The organism is Pseudomonas sp. RP-B7, assembly GCF_059803535.1.
This window is the reverse complement of record NZ_JAPFHC010000003.1, coordinates 52646-67941: the sequence shown is the minus strand read 5'-3', so window position 1 is coordinate 67941 and position 15296 is coordinate 52646. Positions and strand designations below refer to the sequence as shown.

Annotated in this window: 12 protein-coding genes, 1 tRNA gene and 2 pseudogenes; 5 read left to right on the top strand and 10 right to left on the bottom strand. The window is 58.5% G+C overall.

Annotated elements, in window-relative coordinates:
- The first annotated feature begins 1 nt into the window (after position 1).
- Positions 2 to 1237 (top strand): NAD(P)/FAD-dependent oxidoreductase, encoded by a 1236-nt coding sequence (locus tag OPU96_RS04520; protein ID WP_498558712.1) that lies wholly within the window; start codon positions 2 to 4, stop codon positions 1235 to 1237.
- 203 nt (positions 1238 to 1440) lie between these two features.
- Here OPU96_RS04520 and OPU96_RS04515 read toward each other — a convergent pair whose 3' ends face one another.
- The 5 genes and pseudogenes from OPU96_RS04515 to OPU96_RS04495 all read right to left on the bottom strand — a co-directional run bounded on the left by OPU96_RS04515 (position 1441) and on the right by OPU96_RS04495 (position 4632).
- On the bottom strand, positions 1441 to 2424 hold the full coding sequence (locus OPU96_RS04515; RefSeq protein ID WP_498558821.1) for a GlxA family transcriptional regulator: 984 nt from the start codon (positions 2422 to 2424) through the stop codon (positions 1441 to 1443).
- Positions 2425 to 2494: 70 nt separating this feature from the next.
- A pseudogene (locus tag OPU96_RS04510) lies at positions 2495 to 2605 on the bottom strand (signal peptidase I); the annotation flags it as partial.
- Positions 2606 to 2909: 304 nt separating this feature from the next.
- Positions 2910 to 3518, bottom strand: coding sequence for a LysE family translocator (locus OPU96_RS04505; protein WP_498558711.1), 609 nt, complete (start codon positions 3516 to 3518; stop codon positions 2910 to 2912).
- 151 nt (positions 3519 to 3669) lie between these two features.
- A complete protein-coding gene (locus OPU96_RS04500) occupies positions 3670 to 3849 on the bottom strand; it encodes a hypothetical protein (RefSeq protein WP_192300437.1) in 180 nt (59 codons plus the stop codon).
- 180 nt (positions 3850 to 4029) lie between these two features.
- Positions 4030 to 4632 carry a hypothetical protein gene (locus OPU96_RS04495; RefSeq protein WP_498558710.1) on the bottom strand — a complete coding sequence of 201 codons (603 nt, stop codon included), beginning with the start codon at positions 4630 to 4632 and terminating at the stop codon, positions 4030 to 4032.
- A 232-nt stretch (positions 4633 to 4864) separates the two neighbouring features.
- Here OPU96_RS04495 and OPU96_RS04490 point away from each other — a divergent pair, with 232 nt between their 5' ends.
- Positions 4865 to 5092, top strand: coding sequence for a DUF4224 domain-containing protein (locus OPU96_RS04490; RefSeq protein WP_498558820.1), 228 nt, complete (start codon positions 4865 to 4867; stop codon positions 5090 to 5092).
- A 3-nt stretch (positions 5093 to 5095) separates the two neighbouring features.
- A pseudogene (locus OPU96_RS04485) lies at positions 5096 to 6162 on the top strand (tyrosine-type recombinase/integrase).
- Between the two features lie 71 nt (positions 6163 to 6233).
- Here the strand turns inward: OPU96_RS04485 and OPU96_RS04480 are convergent.
- From OPU96_RS04480 to pvdQ, 3 genes are all read right to left on the bottom strand, one after another.
- Positions 6234 to 6743: a hypothetical protein gene (locus tag OPU96_RS04480; protein WP_124527652.1), complete on the bottom strand. Its 510-nt coding sequence runs from the start codon at positions 6741 to 6743 to the stop codon at positions 6234 to 6236.
- Positions 6744 to 7020: 277 nt separating this feature from the next.
- Positions 7021 to 7094: transfer RNA gene (locus OPU96_RS04475), tRNA-Cys, on the bottom strand.
- Between the two features lie 212 nt (positions 7095 to 7306).
- Positions 7307 to 9595 (bottom strand): bifunctional acylase PvdQ, encoded by a 2289-nt coding sequence (gene pvdQ / locus OPU96_RS04470; protein WP_498558709.1) that lies wholly within the window; start codon positions 9593 to 9595, stop codon positions 7307 to 7309.
- A 237-nt stretch (positions 9596 to 9832) separates the two neighbouring features.
- Here pvdQ and OPU96_RS04465 point away from each other — a divergent pair, with 237 nt between their 5' ends.
- Positions 9833 to 10213: a fe2+ zn2+ uptake regulation protein gene (locus OPU96_RS04465; RefSeq protein WP_192300439.1), complete on the top strand. Its 381-nt coding sequence runs from the start codon at positions 9833 to 9835 to the stop codon at positions 10211 to 10213.
- Between the two features lies 1 nt (position 10214).
- Here OPU96_RS04465 and OPU96_RS04460 read toward each other — a convergent pair whose 3' ends face one another.
- Complete coding sequence (locus OPU96_RS04460) at positions 10215 to 10409, bottom strand: hypothetical protein (RefSeq protein ID WP_192300440.1); 195 nt, start codon at positions 10407 to 10409, stop codon at positions 10215 to 10217.
- Between the two features lie 306 nt (positions 10410 to 10715).
- Between OPU96_RS04460 and OPU96_RS04455 the strand changes: the two genes are divergently transcribed.
- Positions 10716 to 14252 (top strand): membrane-targeted effector domain-containing toxin, encoded by a 3537-nt coding sequence (locus OPU96_RS04455; protein WP_498558708.1) that lies wholly within the window; start codon positions 10716 to 10718, stop codon positions 14250 to 14252.
- A gap of 18 nt (positions 14253 to 14270) precedes the next feature.
- On the opposite strand, the gene OPU96_RS04450 is transcribed toward OPU96_RS04455, so the two are convergent.
- The gene (locus tag OPU96_RS04450) at positions 14271 to 15182 is read right to left on the bottom strand and encodes a LysR family transcriptional regulator (RefSeq protein ID WP_226456912.1); all 912 of its coding nucleotides are present in this window, start codon (positions 15180 to 15182) and stop codon (positions 14271 to 14273) included.
- Positions 15183 to 15296 lie beyond the last annotated feature (114 nt).

The window sequence follows — 15296 nt, the reverse complement described above, 5'->3', positions numbered from 1 at the left end:
CATGCCCGAACCCGACATCATAGTGGTCGGCGCCGGTATCGTCGGCGTCGCCTGTGCCCTGCAACTGGCGCGTCAGGGCCAGCGTGTGGTGGTGGTCGACCAGCAGGCCCCGGGCATGGGCGCCTCGTGGGGCAACGCCGGCCACTTGGCGACCGAGCAAGTCTTCCCGATTGCCGACGTGTCGATCCTCAAGCGCCTGCCCGCGATGCTGCTGGACCCCATGGGCCCGCTGCGCCTGGACTGGAAATACCTGCCCCGCGCGCTGCCGTGGTTTATCCGCCTGCTGCTCAACCTGCGTCCGGCCAGCTACCGGCGCACCGTGGCGGGCATCCGCGCGCTGAACGAAGGCAGCCTGGGCGCCTGGCAGCGTTTGTTGCAGAGCATCGAACGCCCAGGGTTGTTGCATGAAAATGGCTCGTTGCTGGTATCTGAACGCGCCGAATCCCAAGCCGCCCTCGACGCGCTGCAACAGCGTATGCAACAGCAAGGCGTACCTGTGCAGGCGTGGACCGGCAGTGCCATACGCGAGGCTGCGCCGCAGTTGAGCGAGGGTATACGCGGCGGGTTGTTTTTCCCGGCGACCGGGCACTTTGTAGACCCTTATCGGGTGGTGTGCGAGTTGGTGGAGGCGGCCAAGGCCAGCGGTGTGACGTTTCTCCAGCAGCGTGTAATGGATGCCCGCCTTGAAGGCGCAGGCGTCGCGCTGCTGACCGACCAGGGCAAGCTGACGGCGCGCCAGGTGTTGATCGCCTGCGGTGCGCATTCGGCCAAACTGACCGCGGCCTTGACCGGTAAACACGTCCCGCTGGACACCGAGCGTGGCTATCACCTGATGCTGCCCCAGGAAGCGCAGCGCCTGCCGTTTGCGGTCACCTCGCTGGAACGCAAATTCATCATGACGCCGATGGCGGGCGGCTTGCGCCTGGCCGGCACGGTGGAATTCGCCGGGCTTGATCGCCCCGCGAACATGCAGCGCGCCTGGCAGTTGCATCGGTTGAGTGACGGGTTGTTCCGCCAGCCACTGAGCGTGACGGATGCCACGCCGTGGATGGGTTTTCGGCCTTCGCTGCCGGATTCTCTACCGATTATTGATCGGGTGTGTGAGGGCAAAGTGCTGCTTGCGTTTGGGCATCAGCATTTGGGGCTGACGCAGGCGGCGGTGACGGCGGAGTGGATGGTGAAGCTGTGGAAAGGTGACTCAGCGCAGTGTGGGGCTTACCGGTTGGGGCGGTTCTGAGGGGGATGTATTACCTGATGCATCGCTTTCGCGGGCAAGCCCGCTCCCACAGTTGATTGGTGTTGCTGGGCTGTCAGCGCTCGGCTGGAGATCGCCCAGACACTGCTGGTCCTCTGTGGTGTCGAGCTTTAGCGAGGCTGCGAAGGCGGCGGTACTGTTGGTAAAGACATTTCCCTTCAACCATGGAATCTGCAACATCTGCTCTACTTGACCAGCCGCTTCTCCTTGGACGGGCGGTAGCCAAAGTAGGAGCTGTAGCACTTGCTGAAGTGGCTCGGCGATACAAACCCGCACGCCACCAACACTTCCACCTGGGACAACTCCGTGTGCTGCAGCAACCGCCGCGCCTCGGTGACGCGCAGTTCCATGTAGTAGCGCTGCGGCGTGGTGCCCAGTTGTTCCTTGAACAGGCGCTCCAGCTGGCGTCGCGAACGACCGGCGTAGACAGCCAACTGGTCGAGTTCCAGGGGCTCTTCGAGGTTGGCGTCCATCAGCTTGACCACCTCGCGCAACGGTGCGCTGACGCTGATGTTTTCAGTCGGCTTGATGCGCCGGTAGCGTGACTCTTCAAACGCCAGGATGTCCTCGATACCTTCGACCAGCGCTTTGCCGTGCAGGCTTTTGATCCAGTCCAGGGCCATGTGGAAGGCCCCCGAAGGGCTGGACGCGGTGAGCCGGTCGCGGTCGATCACAAAGGGTTCGCTGGTGACCTGCGCCGCTTTCGACACTTCCGCCAACGCGGGACGGTGCTCGGGGTGGATGGCGCAGTGATAGCCCTGCAGCAATCCCGCGCGGCCAAGGAACCACGAGCCATTCCACAGTCCCGCCAGACCCACCCCGTGTTCGGCAGCCGTGCGCAACACGTGGATGAAGTCTTCGCCAGCCTTGAGTTCGGTGCGAAAGCCACCGCAGATAACCAACAATTCCAGGTCGTGCAACGCCGCCACATCCAGACGCGCATCCGGGCGGATCACCAGGCCCAGGTCGCTGACCACTTCGCCGTCGCCCCAGCCAAAGGTGCGTGAGGCAAACAAGTCGGGGCGCAGCAGGTTGGCGGTGACCAGGGTGTCGAGGGTCTGGGTGAAGGCCGGCAGGGAAAAATGTTCGAGCAGCAAAAAACCGACGCGGGTGACCGGCGACGGCTGTTGGGAGGGGTCATTCAGGTAGCGCAGGTTCTTGCCTTTCATGCCACCGCTGAACTGGCGTCTTTCCATCGAGGGTTAGCCCACTTTTATTGTTGATGCAGTGGGCGCCATCTTAGAGGATTGGCGCACCAAAACGGCGAAATCGTGGCATCCAGTGATCCAGGATCTGCGCGGACGCCAGGATAGGCTGCGCGCGGCCGATCAGCAATCGGCGCGGTACATACAACGATTTAAACAGCCGGTTTATGCCTGATCTTGAGAAAACCGCCTGCCCGCAAAACCCGTGGCCGAGCGCTCGCAAGTGCATCTGATACGGTTTTTTCTTTGCTATCTGCCTCTGTATCGAAAGCGCCTGCGAAGAGACAATGGCGCCACTCCCGACACCCTTGTCGAGCGCGGCAGGACTCTTCCTGACGCCCCCTTCCCTTCGGAGGCCTTATGACCAAGATGGCAATTTTCCTGTTCGGCTTTTTAGTGCTGACCATCGGCATCGGCCTGTTGGCGACTATATCGCCGGTCTAACGCGCTCAGCTGGCAAACAGCATCGGGTACAACGACAGTACCAGCAGCCCGGCCATTGACCCGTTGAACACCCGCAACAGGCGCGGCTCGCGCAACACATTGCGCAGCCCGCTGCCGCAGACGACCCAGACGCACACACTGGGCAGGTTGACCACGGCAAACACCAGGGCAATCACCAGCACGTTGGCGATATAGCCCTCCGCTGGCGTGTAGGTGGTGATCGCGCCCAGCGCCATGATCCACGCCTTGGGATTGACCCACTGAAACGCCGCGGCGCCGAGAAAAGTCATAGGTTTGCCGTGCTCGTCATTGCTTTCGGACATGCCGCCGGACGTCGCAATCTTCCACGCCAGGTACAACAGGTACGCCGCGCCCACATAGCGCAGCAACGTGTACGCCCACGGCAACACCTTGAACACTTCCCCCAGCCCCAGGCCGACCGCAATCACCAGCAACATGAAGCCGATACTGATCCCCAGCGCATGGGGCATCGAGCGACGAAAGCCGAAGTTCACCCCAGACGCCAACAACATGGTGTTGTTGGGACCGGGTGTAATCGAAGACACAAAGGCGAACAGCACAAAGGCTGACAGCAGGCTGGTAGACATGAACATGACAGAGCATCCAGGCGCGGGGTGACAGGCCTGTGACAGTAGAGGTTTGCAGCGCCGACCGCCCCGTACAGCTGGGGGTGGATCGGGGAATACACTTTGGTCACATGAAAAAGGGAGCAAGCCATGACAGCGTGCTCCCTTGACTGGCTACTTAACGCGGACCACCGCCACCCCCAAAGCCTGGGCCACCATGCCCACCACCTTGACCGTGCCCACCACCACCACCACCACCACCACCACCACCTGGTGGTGGCATGAACATCCAGCAACCCGATAACGTGGACAACAAGGCGACCACGACGGCGGCCTTGGTCAGGTAATTCAACTTCATGACAACACTCTCACTTGGCAATATTTGTTTCGCGAGTGTTATGACAACCGCAAGTCGAGGGCGTCACGGCTATCGTGTAACGCGTTGGTAGGGTTTGTATTTGAATGAATACACATTGATCAAGGCTTACTTTTCGGGGATAGCACTGGCGAGGCTCACTCAATGGAAGCCATTTACATATCACACCAGACCTTGTATTCGAAGAGCATAAAATTCTCGCAATTCAGTTTGATTAGAGAATCCTTGAGTGGATATATCACGGGCCAGCACCTCTAGCTTAGCGATCCTCCCGCTACACACTGACATTTCGTTATTAACCGCGTCATATAGGCTCCCCGCTATACCATCTCCTCGGCGACTGTTGTTTTCATAATCCTTGTAGCGCTCATAACGACTAAAGGCCCTGCCATATCGATTATCATATATAAGAATAACTCTATCTATCGAACTAAGAAGCGTGTCTTTCAAGCGCTCAACGCTTTCAATTTCAGAAGAAATCTTTGCGTCATTTATTTGATTTTGCTGCGACTGAAAGGTCTTTTTTTGCAGCTCCTGCATAGATGTGAATTCACGTTGCTGCGTATCTAATAGCTCTTTTTGTAAGCCTATGGTTTTCAGGATAGCCAGAAGCGTAACAAAAGACACTACGGGACCAAATAATCCGCCTATATAACTACCGAAGGCTGACCAATCTGAAGCCTCATCCGAAAAATCTCCAGAAAACTTTTCACGATAATAATAAATTGCTACCGCTACACATATAACTACAACCAAAGGGGACATCTCTAACGTCCTTGAGAAAAACGCTCTAAAAAAACGAGAGACCCCATCCCATATATCACTCACAAAATCCCCTCCATGATAAATAAGGCATTGTGCCATCTCTACGTAGCAGGTTCTAGCCATACCCACAGCGCCAGCCGCCAAAGGGACTACTTGAAAAGCCTCAAACAACTACGCAATGCGATCAAATCAGCCCAAGTAGACGCGGTCACCCCACGAGTGATCGCCCCTTATCGTGACGCCAGAACAACAATGGTGCGCGCAAACCGCCGTCGGCTATCAGATTCCGTCCAAGCAAATCCAGTGGCTGACCTCCAAAGTCTGGGCGTTTGTTGTGACTGGCGCGCACTGCACTGTCGTGGGTCGCGTATACGCCCGTCTGAAACTGGCGGGTGTTAAGCCATCTGCAGTAAAGGCGGTCGCCGAAACTTGGTCACTCGGCCTGGCGAATGTGAGCTAATCAATGCGCCAGAAATCCACAGCAAACCGAGATCTGCCCCCGCGCATGATCCGTCGGCGCCAGAAACGAAAGAACGGAACAATCTGGATCGGGTACTACTACAACGGCAGGGATGCCGAAGGCAAACGCAAAGAGATCCCCCTGGGCAGTGACCTTGACGACGCAAAAGTTGAATGGGCGCGCCTGGAGCGCAAAGCAGTGCCGTCTCCTGCGCACCTAATAGACCGACTGTTCGAAGAGTACGAAAAGAAAGTGATGCCCAAGCTGACCAAGGGCACTCAGGACGACTATCAGAAAGGTCTCCGACAGCTGAAAAAAGGCGTTTACCGGTGCCCCACTCGACGCTATGACACCACAGATCATTGCTCAATACCGCGACGCCAGGAGGGCCAAAGTGCGTGCCAACCGAGAGATCGCGCTTCTATCAACTATGTTCACGTTCGCCCGGGAATGGGGCCTGACTGACAAGGCAAACCCGTGCTTCGGCCTTCGCCGCAACAAGGAAACGCCACGGGACTACTACGCGGGCGAGATCGTTTGGAATGCCGTCTATGATCAGGCACCGCAGGAACTCAAAGACGCCATGGACCTTGCCTACCTAACTGGCCAGCGACCAGCCGACGTACTCAAGGTGGCCACCACCGACCTGAACGCGGGTTTCTTGATGGTCAAACAAGGCAAAACCTCAAAGAAACTCCGCTTACGGTTGGAGGATGAGGGCGTGCAATCCGGGCTCAGCGCCTTTATTGATGACCTCCAAGAGCGCCGCGCGATCAGGGGCATTAAGACATCGAGGCTCATCACCAACACTTCCGGCCTGCGGATGAGTCAGCAGATGCTGTGCAATCGATGGGATGAAGCACGCGAGAACGCGGCCATTAAGGCCGGCGCCGATGGGGACTCTGCCCTGGCCGTACTGATTCGCCAGTTCCAGTTCAAGGACATCCGCCCGAAAGCTGCCAGCGAGATCGAACTGGGACATGCCAGCCGATTACTAGGACACTCCACAGAGGAGATGACCAAGAAGGTTTACCGAAGAGTTCGGCGAGATCGTAAAGCCCACGAAGTAATCAAATCAATTCTAAGAAAGCTTTATGGGCCAACTACGTTTGAGGCCAAAAACCGAGAGCTAAATTCGTAGTCATCCTTTCAGGCCACCGCGTGTTTCTAGAATAAAAAACAAATACCCAGACAACGCTCCAATTAGGATCCCCAGGTACACATTTAGCGGCACGTCAACTCCCTTATACAGGGGTTCATCCTTAATCATGGGAGACAAAAGCTTTATGAGTTTATTCTTTTTTTCTTCAATCAGTAATAGGTTCGGATCCAACTCATGCGCATAGCTGTTTCTTAGGCCATTCAAAAGATCTATCGCGCCCCACATCCAGCTAACATCGAGATCTTTAGGCTCTTCTATGAGCGCCCTTGCCAAGCTCACAACATGAGAAAACTGAAATCGCTTACCTTTAAGATGAGACGGATTAAGAACGCTCGCATTGCAGAAGTCTCTGAGATTTTGTTCGATTAGCAAGTGGCACTTTAGTAGCGCGGACAATTCATCGACACCATCTTTGAAATGCTCTTCTAAAACCTTATTATTCCTTTTGAATGTTTCAGAAGAAAGCAACCCCAACAACATACTTGACATATCACTCCTCCTCCCACGCAACATACCAACCGCGAAAATCAGGGTCGGGCATACCAGTATGAATTTATCTCTACGCGCCCGAATATATCATCTTCTAATGCTTGGGCGTCTCTCTGAAAATGAACGATAGCCTCCTCGCGCCTGATGCTGCCCCCTCCCCTAAATTGTGGTCATAAAGGAGGGTGGTTGCGGAAGGCCTCCCGAAAGTTGCGGAATGGCTCATAAATCGCAGGCAATAAAAAACCCCGTAGACCATTGATCTACGGGGCTTTAAGAGTGGAGGCCGAGGTCGGAATCGAACCGGCGTAGGTGGATTTGCAATCCACTGCATAACCATTTTGCTACTCGGCCTCAAACGATCAATGCCCTGAACACTGGCACTCACCGCATGCAAACTTGAGTGGGCTAATGAAGCCTGCCTCTACTCTAACTCATTGAATACATTGAAGTTTTTAATGCTTCGTTGCGTTCGATGGGCGCCATTATGTACGTATTTACCAAAGCGTGCAACCCCTTGATTTCAAAAATATTTCGCAGTGCTATCAAGGAGTTGCGCGCCTGCCCTACTCCTGGATCAGTTGTTGCCGGTACTGCGGGTCGGCCTTGATCTGAGCGTCGGTGAACGGCAGCGGGCTGAGTTTTTTCTGCGAGAAAGCCTGGGTCTGGTCCTTGGCGTACGTGGATGCAGGGTCGCTGGACAGGGAGAACGCGAGCAAGCCCTGGGCATGGGGGCCGGTGTCGTCGAAGGTGACGATTTGCAGGTAGCTGCTGCCACTGACCACTTCCCGTTTGCCATCGGCGCGCGGCACGGTTTGCATGGCGTTGTAGATGCCCAGCGCCTGGGGGCCGCCGTGGATCGGGGTCTGTCCGCTGACTTGCACATCGCCCCAGCGGCTGTTGGCCGTCAAACCGAGCTTGGCCACGTCGGCGGTGGACGCCAGCATCGCTTCGCGCAGCGCCGTGGCGACGGGTGCACGCTCGATGGCCACGCCGCGGGGCGTGGTCAACGGCTGCGTCGGGTCAAAGGCGACGCGCCAGGCGTCGGGGATCTGCTGCAGGTGTTCCATCAGGTTGATGAAGTGCACCAGGCCCACGCCGCTGTCGAGGTTGGCGTGCTGGTCCCAGTTTTTCAGGCTGGTGCACAGCGGCTGCAAGGCCACGGCATCGGCGCCCAGGTGTTTGGCGCAAAACGCCATCAGGTCGGGCATCACCTGGCCGGCCAGGTACACCTCATTGTCCATCACCATATGTTGCAGGTCAGCGACGCCGATGGGCTTGCTCTCCAGCGATTGCAGGCGTTGCACGGCGAAACGCGCACGCGGGCCGAGGCCGATGTGGTCCTGGCTGATCACTGGCGAAAAGCCGCTCAACGGCGCCTTGGGGTTGGCCAGCCAGGCCGAGTCATTGGAGTGCTGCACATAGTCGCTGCGTTCCAGTTGCGGCAGTTGATCGGCGGCGAAGATCCCGGCCTGGGCTGCACGCGGGTCGATGTCCCAGGCGCAGGCGCTGTGGGCACCGTCGAGCACGATCAGTTGCAGGCCAGCACGCGGATCGCTGCATTGGGCGAGCTTGGCCTGGCTGACGTTGGGTACTACCGACAGGTTCATGTACAAGCTCTGACCCTGGTCGTCCGCCGCCACCGTGTTGACCCACGGGATACCCTGCAGGGTATGCACCGAGGTTTGCAGTTCCTTGAGATTGGCGGCGCGGTTCATCGCGTACCACTGTTGCAGCACGCGATCATTGCCGAGGTTGGCATCACGCAGGCTAAAGGCGTGGCGCTGGTCCCAATCAAGCTTGCCGGGCCATTGCACCACCGGGCCGAACTGGGAACTGTAAAGCGTCTGGGACACGGCTTTAAGGCTGCCATCGGCCTGCCTGGCCTGCACGGTTACCGTCGTTTTATCCAGCGCGACCGATTTGCCATCCAGCAGATAGCGCGTCGAATCCTTGGGGTCCAGGCTCAGGCGATACAGGGTGAAGTGCTTGGACGTGTCGACCGTATGGGTCCAGGCCAGGTGCTGGTTGAAACCGATATTGATCAACGGCAGGCCGGGCAATGCTGCGCCCATCACGTCCAGTTGTCCGGGGATGGTCAGGTGCATCTCATAAAAACGCATGCCACCCACCCACGGAAAGTGCGGGTTGGCCAACAACATGCCGCGGCCATTGAACGAACGGTCACGGCCGACCGCTACCGCGTTGCTGCCACGGTCCAGGGCAAAGCGTTGTTGATTGGCGGCGACCCGCTCAAAGCCCAGGGCACGGGTCTGAATCCCGGCGGTCACGGCAGGCGGCGTGGCACCCGCCAACGCTTCGGCAAACTGCCCCACCCCACCTTCGACCAGCAAACGCCGGGTGAGCTTCACCACGTCTTGCGCGGTGATCGCCCGCACCCACGCCGCCTGGCACTGGGCCGGCGCACCGTGCTCTTTCAGATAACGGTTGTAGCCCGCCACGTACCCCTCGACCCGCTGCCGGATCTGCGGGGTTTGTGCGTTCCAGAAGGCCGCGACGGCCTCTGGCGTGTTCAGCCAGGTGAAAAACACATCGCTGGCCAGGTTGTTGCGTTCCTCCAGCGTCGCCTGGTCCGGGCCGAAGAAGCGTGACCGCTCGCCGTTCACCGTGACCACTTCGTTGGCCAGCAGGCACAGATTGTCCTGGGCATACGCATAACCGATGCCGTAGCCCAGGCCACGTTCATCATTGGCACGGATATGGGGCACGCCGTACCCGGTACGCCGGATCTCTGCCGACGCCGGCGTCACCGCCTCCCGTGCCGATGCCGCCAGGCTCAACCCCAGCAACACCCCTGCCACACATACCCTGGACAACCCGTTGGACATAATCACGCCGACTCCACAGTCAAATTGAACACCCTCGCAAGGGGTAGTTACCCCACCGTAAGGACGCAAAAAACCCGTGACAATTTAGGCGACAACGAGGTTTATCGAAGAAGGCCGTAGTGTGACAAAAGCGATACCGACAAAATTTCTACATCTGGAACTTCATGATTTCTGTCGCTCGTACGTCTTATTAACCAAGAGCGCTCATTTTCCTGATCAGGCTCTGATAAGGAGTTTTATTGCATGTACAACTCGCAACTGCCCACGGATGGACATTCACCCGCCGCCGATGCCTCGTTCGGCCGCGGCGGCCAAGCGTTCGGCAAGGCGCCCGAACAGCACGGCAACCAGCGTATCCGCCACTTGCTCAAATATTTTGGCCTGCGTACCAGCCTGATCCGGCTGAAGGTCATCGACGCCCTGCTCACCGCTGCCGACAACCAGCGCACCCTCGGGGTACGCGGCGTGCACAGCCATTTGCTGGAGTTGGGCATTCCGCTGTCTTTTCTCAGCGTGCGTGAAGTGCTCAAGCGCCTATGCAGCGAGGGCGTGATCACCCTCAATGCGGACAAGAGCTACAGCCTCCACGAAGAGGCTGCCAAAGTACTCGAAGGCCGCGCCTGACTCAGAAGTTGGGCTTGACCTTGCGGCGCATGATGCCGTTGATCACCACCACGGTGACGGCCACGCCGATCGCGATGTACTGGAACGTCTTCTCGCTGATCACCCCAGTGTTCTGCAAGTAGGACAGGCCAAACATCGTCCCCAGCACCACCAGGGAAATCAGAATCGAATATTTCAAGCGTTGCTTTTGAGTCATGACAGTTCCTGAATCTTGAGAATGTATCCGCGGTGTATCACCACACATGCCCACTCGCGGGCATAGGCCGCAGTTAGCAGGACACCATGTTACAGGCGATGACAGGCTTTGGCATATCGGCTGCCTGATTGATGCACCTGAGAGCCCTTCAGCCTGCGCGCCCGCATCAAACATTCGAAACGCCTTCTGACCGTTTGCGCGGAACCGTCCTCCCTCCTGCACTCACCTAGCTAGAGCCCATCACGGAAAGAAGCTACACACTCCAATCCCACGGATGTTTGGGCACTACGCCATTGAGTCATCCACATGATCCTCTTTCCCCTCTCTCCGTACAGTCCGGGTGTTATGACGAACGCCGCAGCGTCAGCCCACCAACCGAACCGTGCACAGTCTCCCGTCCGCCACGCCGATACACCGACCCACATTCCGCCCGCAGAAGGCTTTAAAATCGCAGCCGCCGACCAGGAGAACCTGCGCCAACTGGCCAACCACATCCGTGGTATTGCGCTGCTGTGGACCGATTCAACCTCCGCGCAAACCATATCCAGTGCGTTGCACAATTGGACGATGCCGATTGCCCCCGACTCGTCCTATCCCGACAAACCGCTTTCCAACCCCAGCGTGGCGCAAGTCATCACCCGCCTGGGCTTCCAACTCCCGACCAGTCTGGCGCAGGCCATTGCCCTGCGAGACAGTTTGGATCAAAAAGCGCTGGCCCCCTTGGTAGGCAATGCCGGCGGCGGCCTGTCCTGGCCCGTGCCGCTGGATGCCGCCCAACAACAGGCGATCAGCGACACGATAGACCGCAACAGCGCCGGGCTTGCGGGCCTGCCCCTGGCCGACCGACGCAAAGGGGCGCTGGATTACTTGCTGGAGCAGACGCCGCTCTCCAGCCAGGAGCTGCAGGACCCGCACAACGCGATCGAAAAACTGCTCAAGTCACCAAGGGCCGAGGCGCTGGGCCTCGCGATCCAGACAAAGTTGGGGGGTATTGCCACCCCTGACAGCCTGTCCGAATACGTGCTGAGCGCTATCCAACTGGGGCTCGATCGCGAGTCAGTCCGCCAGCCCGACAGGACCCGCGTGGCCGGTTTCGACTGGGCACAAGAGCAACACTGGGGCAAGCCGGTCTCGAGCGTGCTTGAAGGCCTGAAAAACCACCTCGTTGCCACCGGCAAAGCCACCCCTGCCACGGCACCGTTGGCCGCACACCTGTTGCTCAGCCGCGTTGCGCCGGCATTTCTGGTCAAGGACATCCCCGATCAGATCGTATACGGCAGCCAAGCCCACGCCACGTTCTGCATGGCGGTGGCAAAGGTGGAGCAAGAAGCGCTTGGCGCGTCGGCAAAGATGACCTACGCGCAGGTCATGCAGCGCGCCGATCAAATTCCCGGGCCCGCCCCCGAGCATGCGCTGCAAGCGAACTTGATCGAGTGGGGAATAGTCAGCGGCGTGTTGCAAAAATCAGTCGATGGCGTTTACACCCCGCAGCAACTGGAGAGGGTCAGGGCCGCCTTCGATGACCAGCAAAACCAGCGCCTGGCCGCCAGTGAGTCAATCAATACCGACCTCCCCACGCGCAAAGGGGTCGCGCTGGCAAAGCTGAAGCAAGCGTTTCCCGAAATGGACCCGGCACTGTTTGAAAAACCGCTCCTGCAACTGGACGAAGCATACAAGCATGGCCCACAGCCACTTTATGACCCCAACCGGCGGCCCGTAGGCCTGTATTTTTCAATGCTCGATGTGGCTATGGGGCAAAGCCCCCTGGGCAAATGGAAGACCTCCGATAAGCGCATCCCGCTCGACAAGTTCAACAATAGCCCGGCACGCAGTTCGTTCCAGGCGTTCGACAGCGAGTTCACCAAGGCCATCGACACGCGCAAAAGTGCGATTGCCACCACGGTACGCCACCTGATTTCACAACTGCCACTGGAAGACCGCAAGCGACTGGAGACGGGAAACATCAGGTTTTTCCACGAGTCCACCTACGACGGCAACAAGGTGACAGCCAAAAACCTGGTGCTGAGTTTCAAGGTCGAGCAAGAGGGCCAACGCTCGATTTACCAGTTGGACATCCAGAACCTCAAGATCACGCGCAAAGACAACTACATCGACTTGAAAGAGGTGACGTGGCAAGACGGCAACCGGCGAATCCGGCAAACCGAGTTCAAACCCAAAGCCGGCGGTGACGTCGCGCAAGCTGAACGCCCCTCGACAGGACCTGCACTGCCTGACAGTTTTTCCAGCGCCCGCAGCCACCTCATCGCCAATGCCTTTGTCGAGCACCTTGACTACGACAACCCCGCAATCAAACAGGAAGCGATGGGCACAACCCCCCACGAGCGGCAACTACAGGCACAAGACAACGCGCGCGAGTTCTTTCTGAACCTGATCCCGTTCAGGTCCGCGATCGTCAACTTTTCCCAGGGCAATATCGCCGACGGCGCATTGGATCTGGGCCTGGACCTCTTCAGTTTCTTGACCGCCGGTGCGGGCACTGTGGGCAAGTTAGGCAAATTGGGGTCCGCCGCCGTGTCTGCCGGTACGAAATATATCAAGGGCGCGAAGGTGATCGGGGCCGCGGCCTTCGGCGCCCTCAACCCGCTGGATGGCATGGGCGACCTGCTGATAGGTGCCGCACGAATAACCGGTAAAAGCGGCAAGCAGTTGTTCAAGGGCGCGCAAGCGCTGGGCAATGCCACCGGAGCATTGGCCGAAAAAACCATGAGCACACTCAAAGGCGCAAACGGCAGTTACGATTTGATCAAGGCCAGCCAGGCCCATGGCGCGGCCTCAATCGGCACGTTCAAGTCGGCCGACCGAACCATTGAAACCGTCGCGATTCACCGCAACGACAACTGGTACGCCTATGACCCAGTAAAAAACCAACCCTACGGCGGGCCGATCCAGGACTTCCAGCCCTCGTACACACTGGCGCCGTCGCCCGTCGCCTCTCCCCCATCGCGCAAACACCGCGTCACGCCGTACAGCTTCAGCCAACGCCCGCCGCGTGCCAGGAAGCCGTTACCCGTCGGGGAATACGCCACCGCCATGAAAGGCAAGCTGGAACCTGATCACTTCAAGCCCGATACCAAGTTCGAAACGATGAAAAAGTTCGTCGAGGAGCTGTTTGACCATTACGCCAAGATCGGCACCAACATGCCCCCGCGCCCGCCTATTCCAATGGTCACCAAGCCGATACCGCCGGCTGAGCTGCTCTCGCAAGCACTCAAGACCTCGAACGGCGTGGTACTGGGCGAACTGCATCACGAAATGGCCAGCTTCAAGACGCTGTTCGATAATGCGCAAACGTTGAAAAAAGAGGGCGTCAAGCGCGTGTATATGGAAGGGCTGCTGTCTCGGCCGAATTTTCCCGACGGCCTTCAGGATGACGGTATCAGCATGCTCGGACGCACAGGCAAGCCGCGTACATCGCCAAGCTTCAAGGAACTCAAGGCCAAGTTGGAGGCCAACGGCATCGAGATCGTGCCACTCGACCACTATTACCTCACCCGGCACAAGGATGTTAAGGCACTTTACGGCCCCACCCAGACCGGCTTCGGCTCTGAACAACGGCTTCGAGAGTTCAACTATTACGCGACCAAAACCATCGAAGCCACGTCCAACGGCGAAAAATGGGTGGCCCTGGTAGGCATGTCGCACATGAAGACATCCGAAGCGGTGCCGGGGCTGGCCGAAATGACGGGCAGTACGGCGATCGGCGTGTTCAATAACGTCAAACCCATGCCAAGCATGGGCTACGCCGCGAAGGTTCCAGCCCCTGACCCGAGCAAGCCGTTGGGCCACAAGGACTATCCAGGCGACTTGCGCATATTCGTGTAGCCGCCAGCGGCGCCGGAGTCATCGCCTCAGTCCAAGGCCTGGAGTGGCGCATAGCTCCACCAGCCAATCCACAAACACGCGTACCCGCAGCGACAGCTGGCGGTGCGGCGGATACAGCGCCGTCAGTGCCATTGCGGGTACCGTCAACCGGGGTAACACCTCGACCAGCCGCCCCTCGGCCAACTGGCGCAGGGCATGGTAATGCGGGGCCTGGATCAAGCCATACCCGGCCTCACATGCCGCAAAGTAACCGTCGGCGCTGTTGACCGAGACGCTCTTGGCCAGATTGATCGGGCGCAACTCGGTCCCCACTTCAAATTCCAGGCCATAGCGCTTGCCAGTGGTGCTCGATACGTACTCGACCATCTGGTGATGCATCAGGTCTTCAACGCACTCGGGCACGCCCATGCGCGCCAGATAAGCGGGGCTGGCCAGGGTTACCTGCTCGAGCATCGCCAAGGGCCGCGCCACCAGCGACTCATCCAGCGCCGGGCCACCGCGCAGCACACAGTCCACACCTTCACGGATCAGATCCACCGGGCGATCATTCAGGCCGATTTCCAGTTCGATACGCGGGTAGCGCGCCGTGAACGTCGGCAACGCGGGAATCACGATGCAGCGCCCAATGCCCGACGGCATGTCCACGTTCAAGGTGCCGCGTGGGTCTTGCCGACGGGTGGAAAATACCGCCTCGGTCTCCTCCAGGTCGGCCAGCAAACGCACGCAACGCTGGTAATACGCAGCGCCGTCCAGCGTGGGGCTGACCTGGCGCGTGGTGCGTTGCAACAGTTGCACCCCCAGATACGCCTCCAATTGCTTGATCAGCACCGTCACCGAAGCGCGCGGCATTTGCAGGCTGTCTGCGGCCTTGGCGAAGCCGCCCAGTTCGACAATCCGGGTAAACACGCGCATTGCATTAAAACGGTCCAAAACCCGGGCCCCCTCGCTGAGGATTATTTAGATAATCCGAATAGTGATAACTGTTTTAGCCGGTTTATCCCAATTCTGTCGAGGATAACAATGGAGCCCTTCCCACCCCAGGCG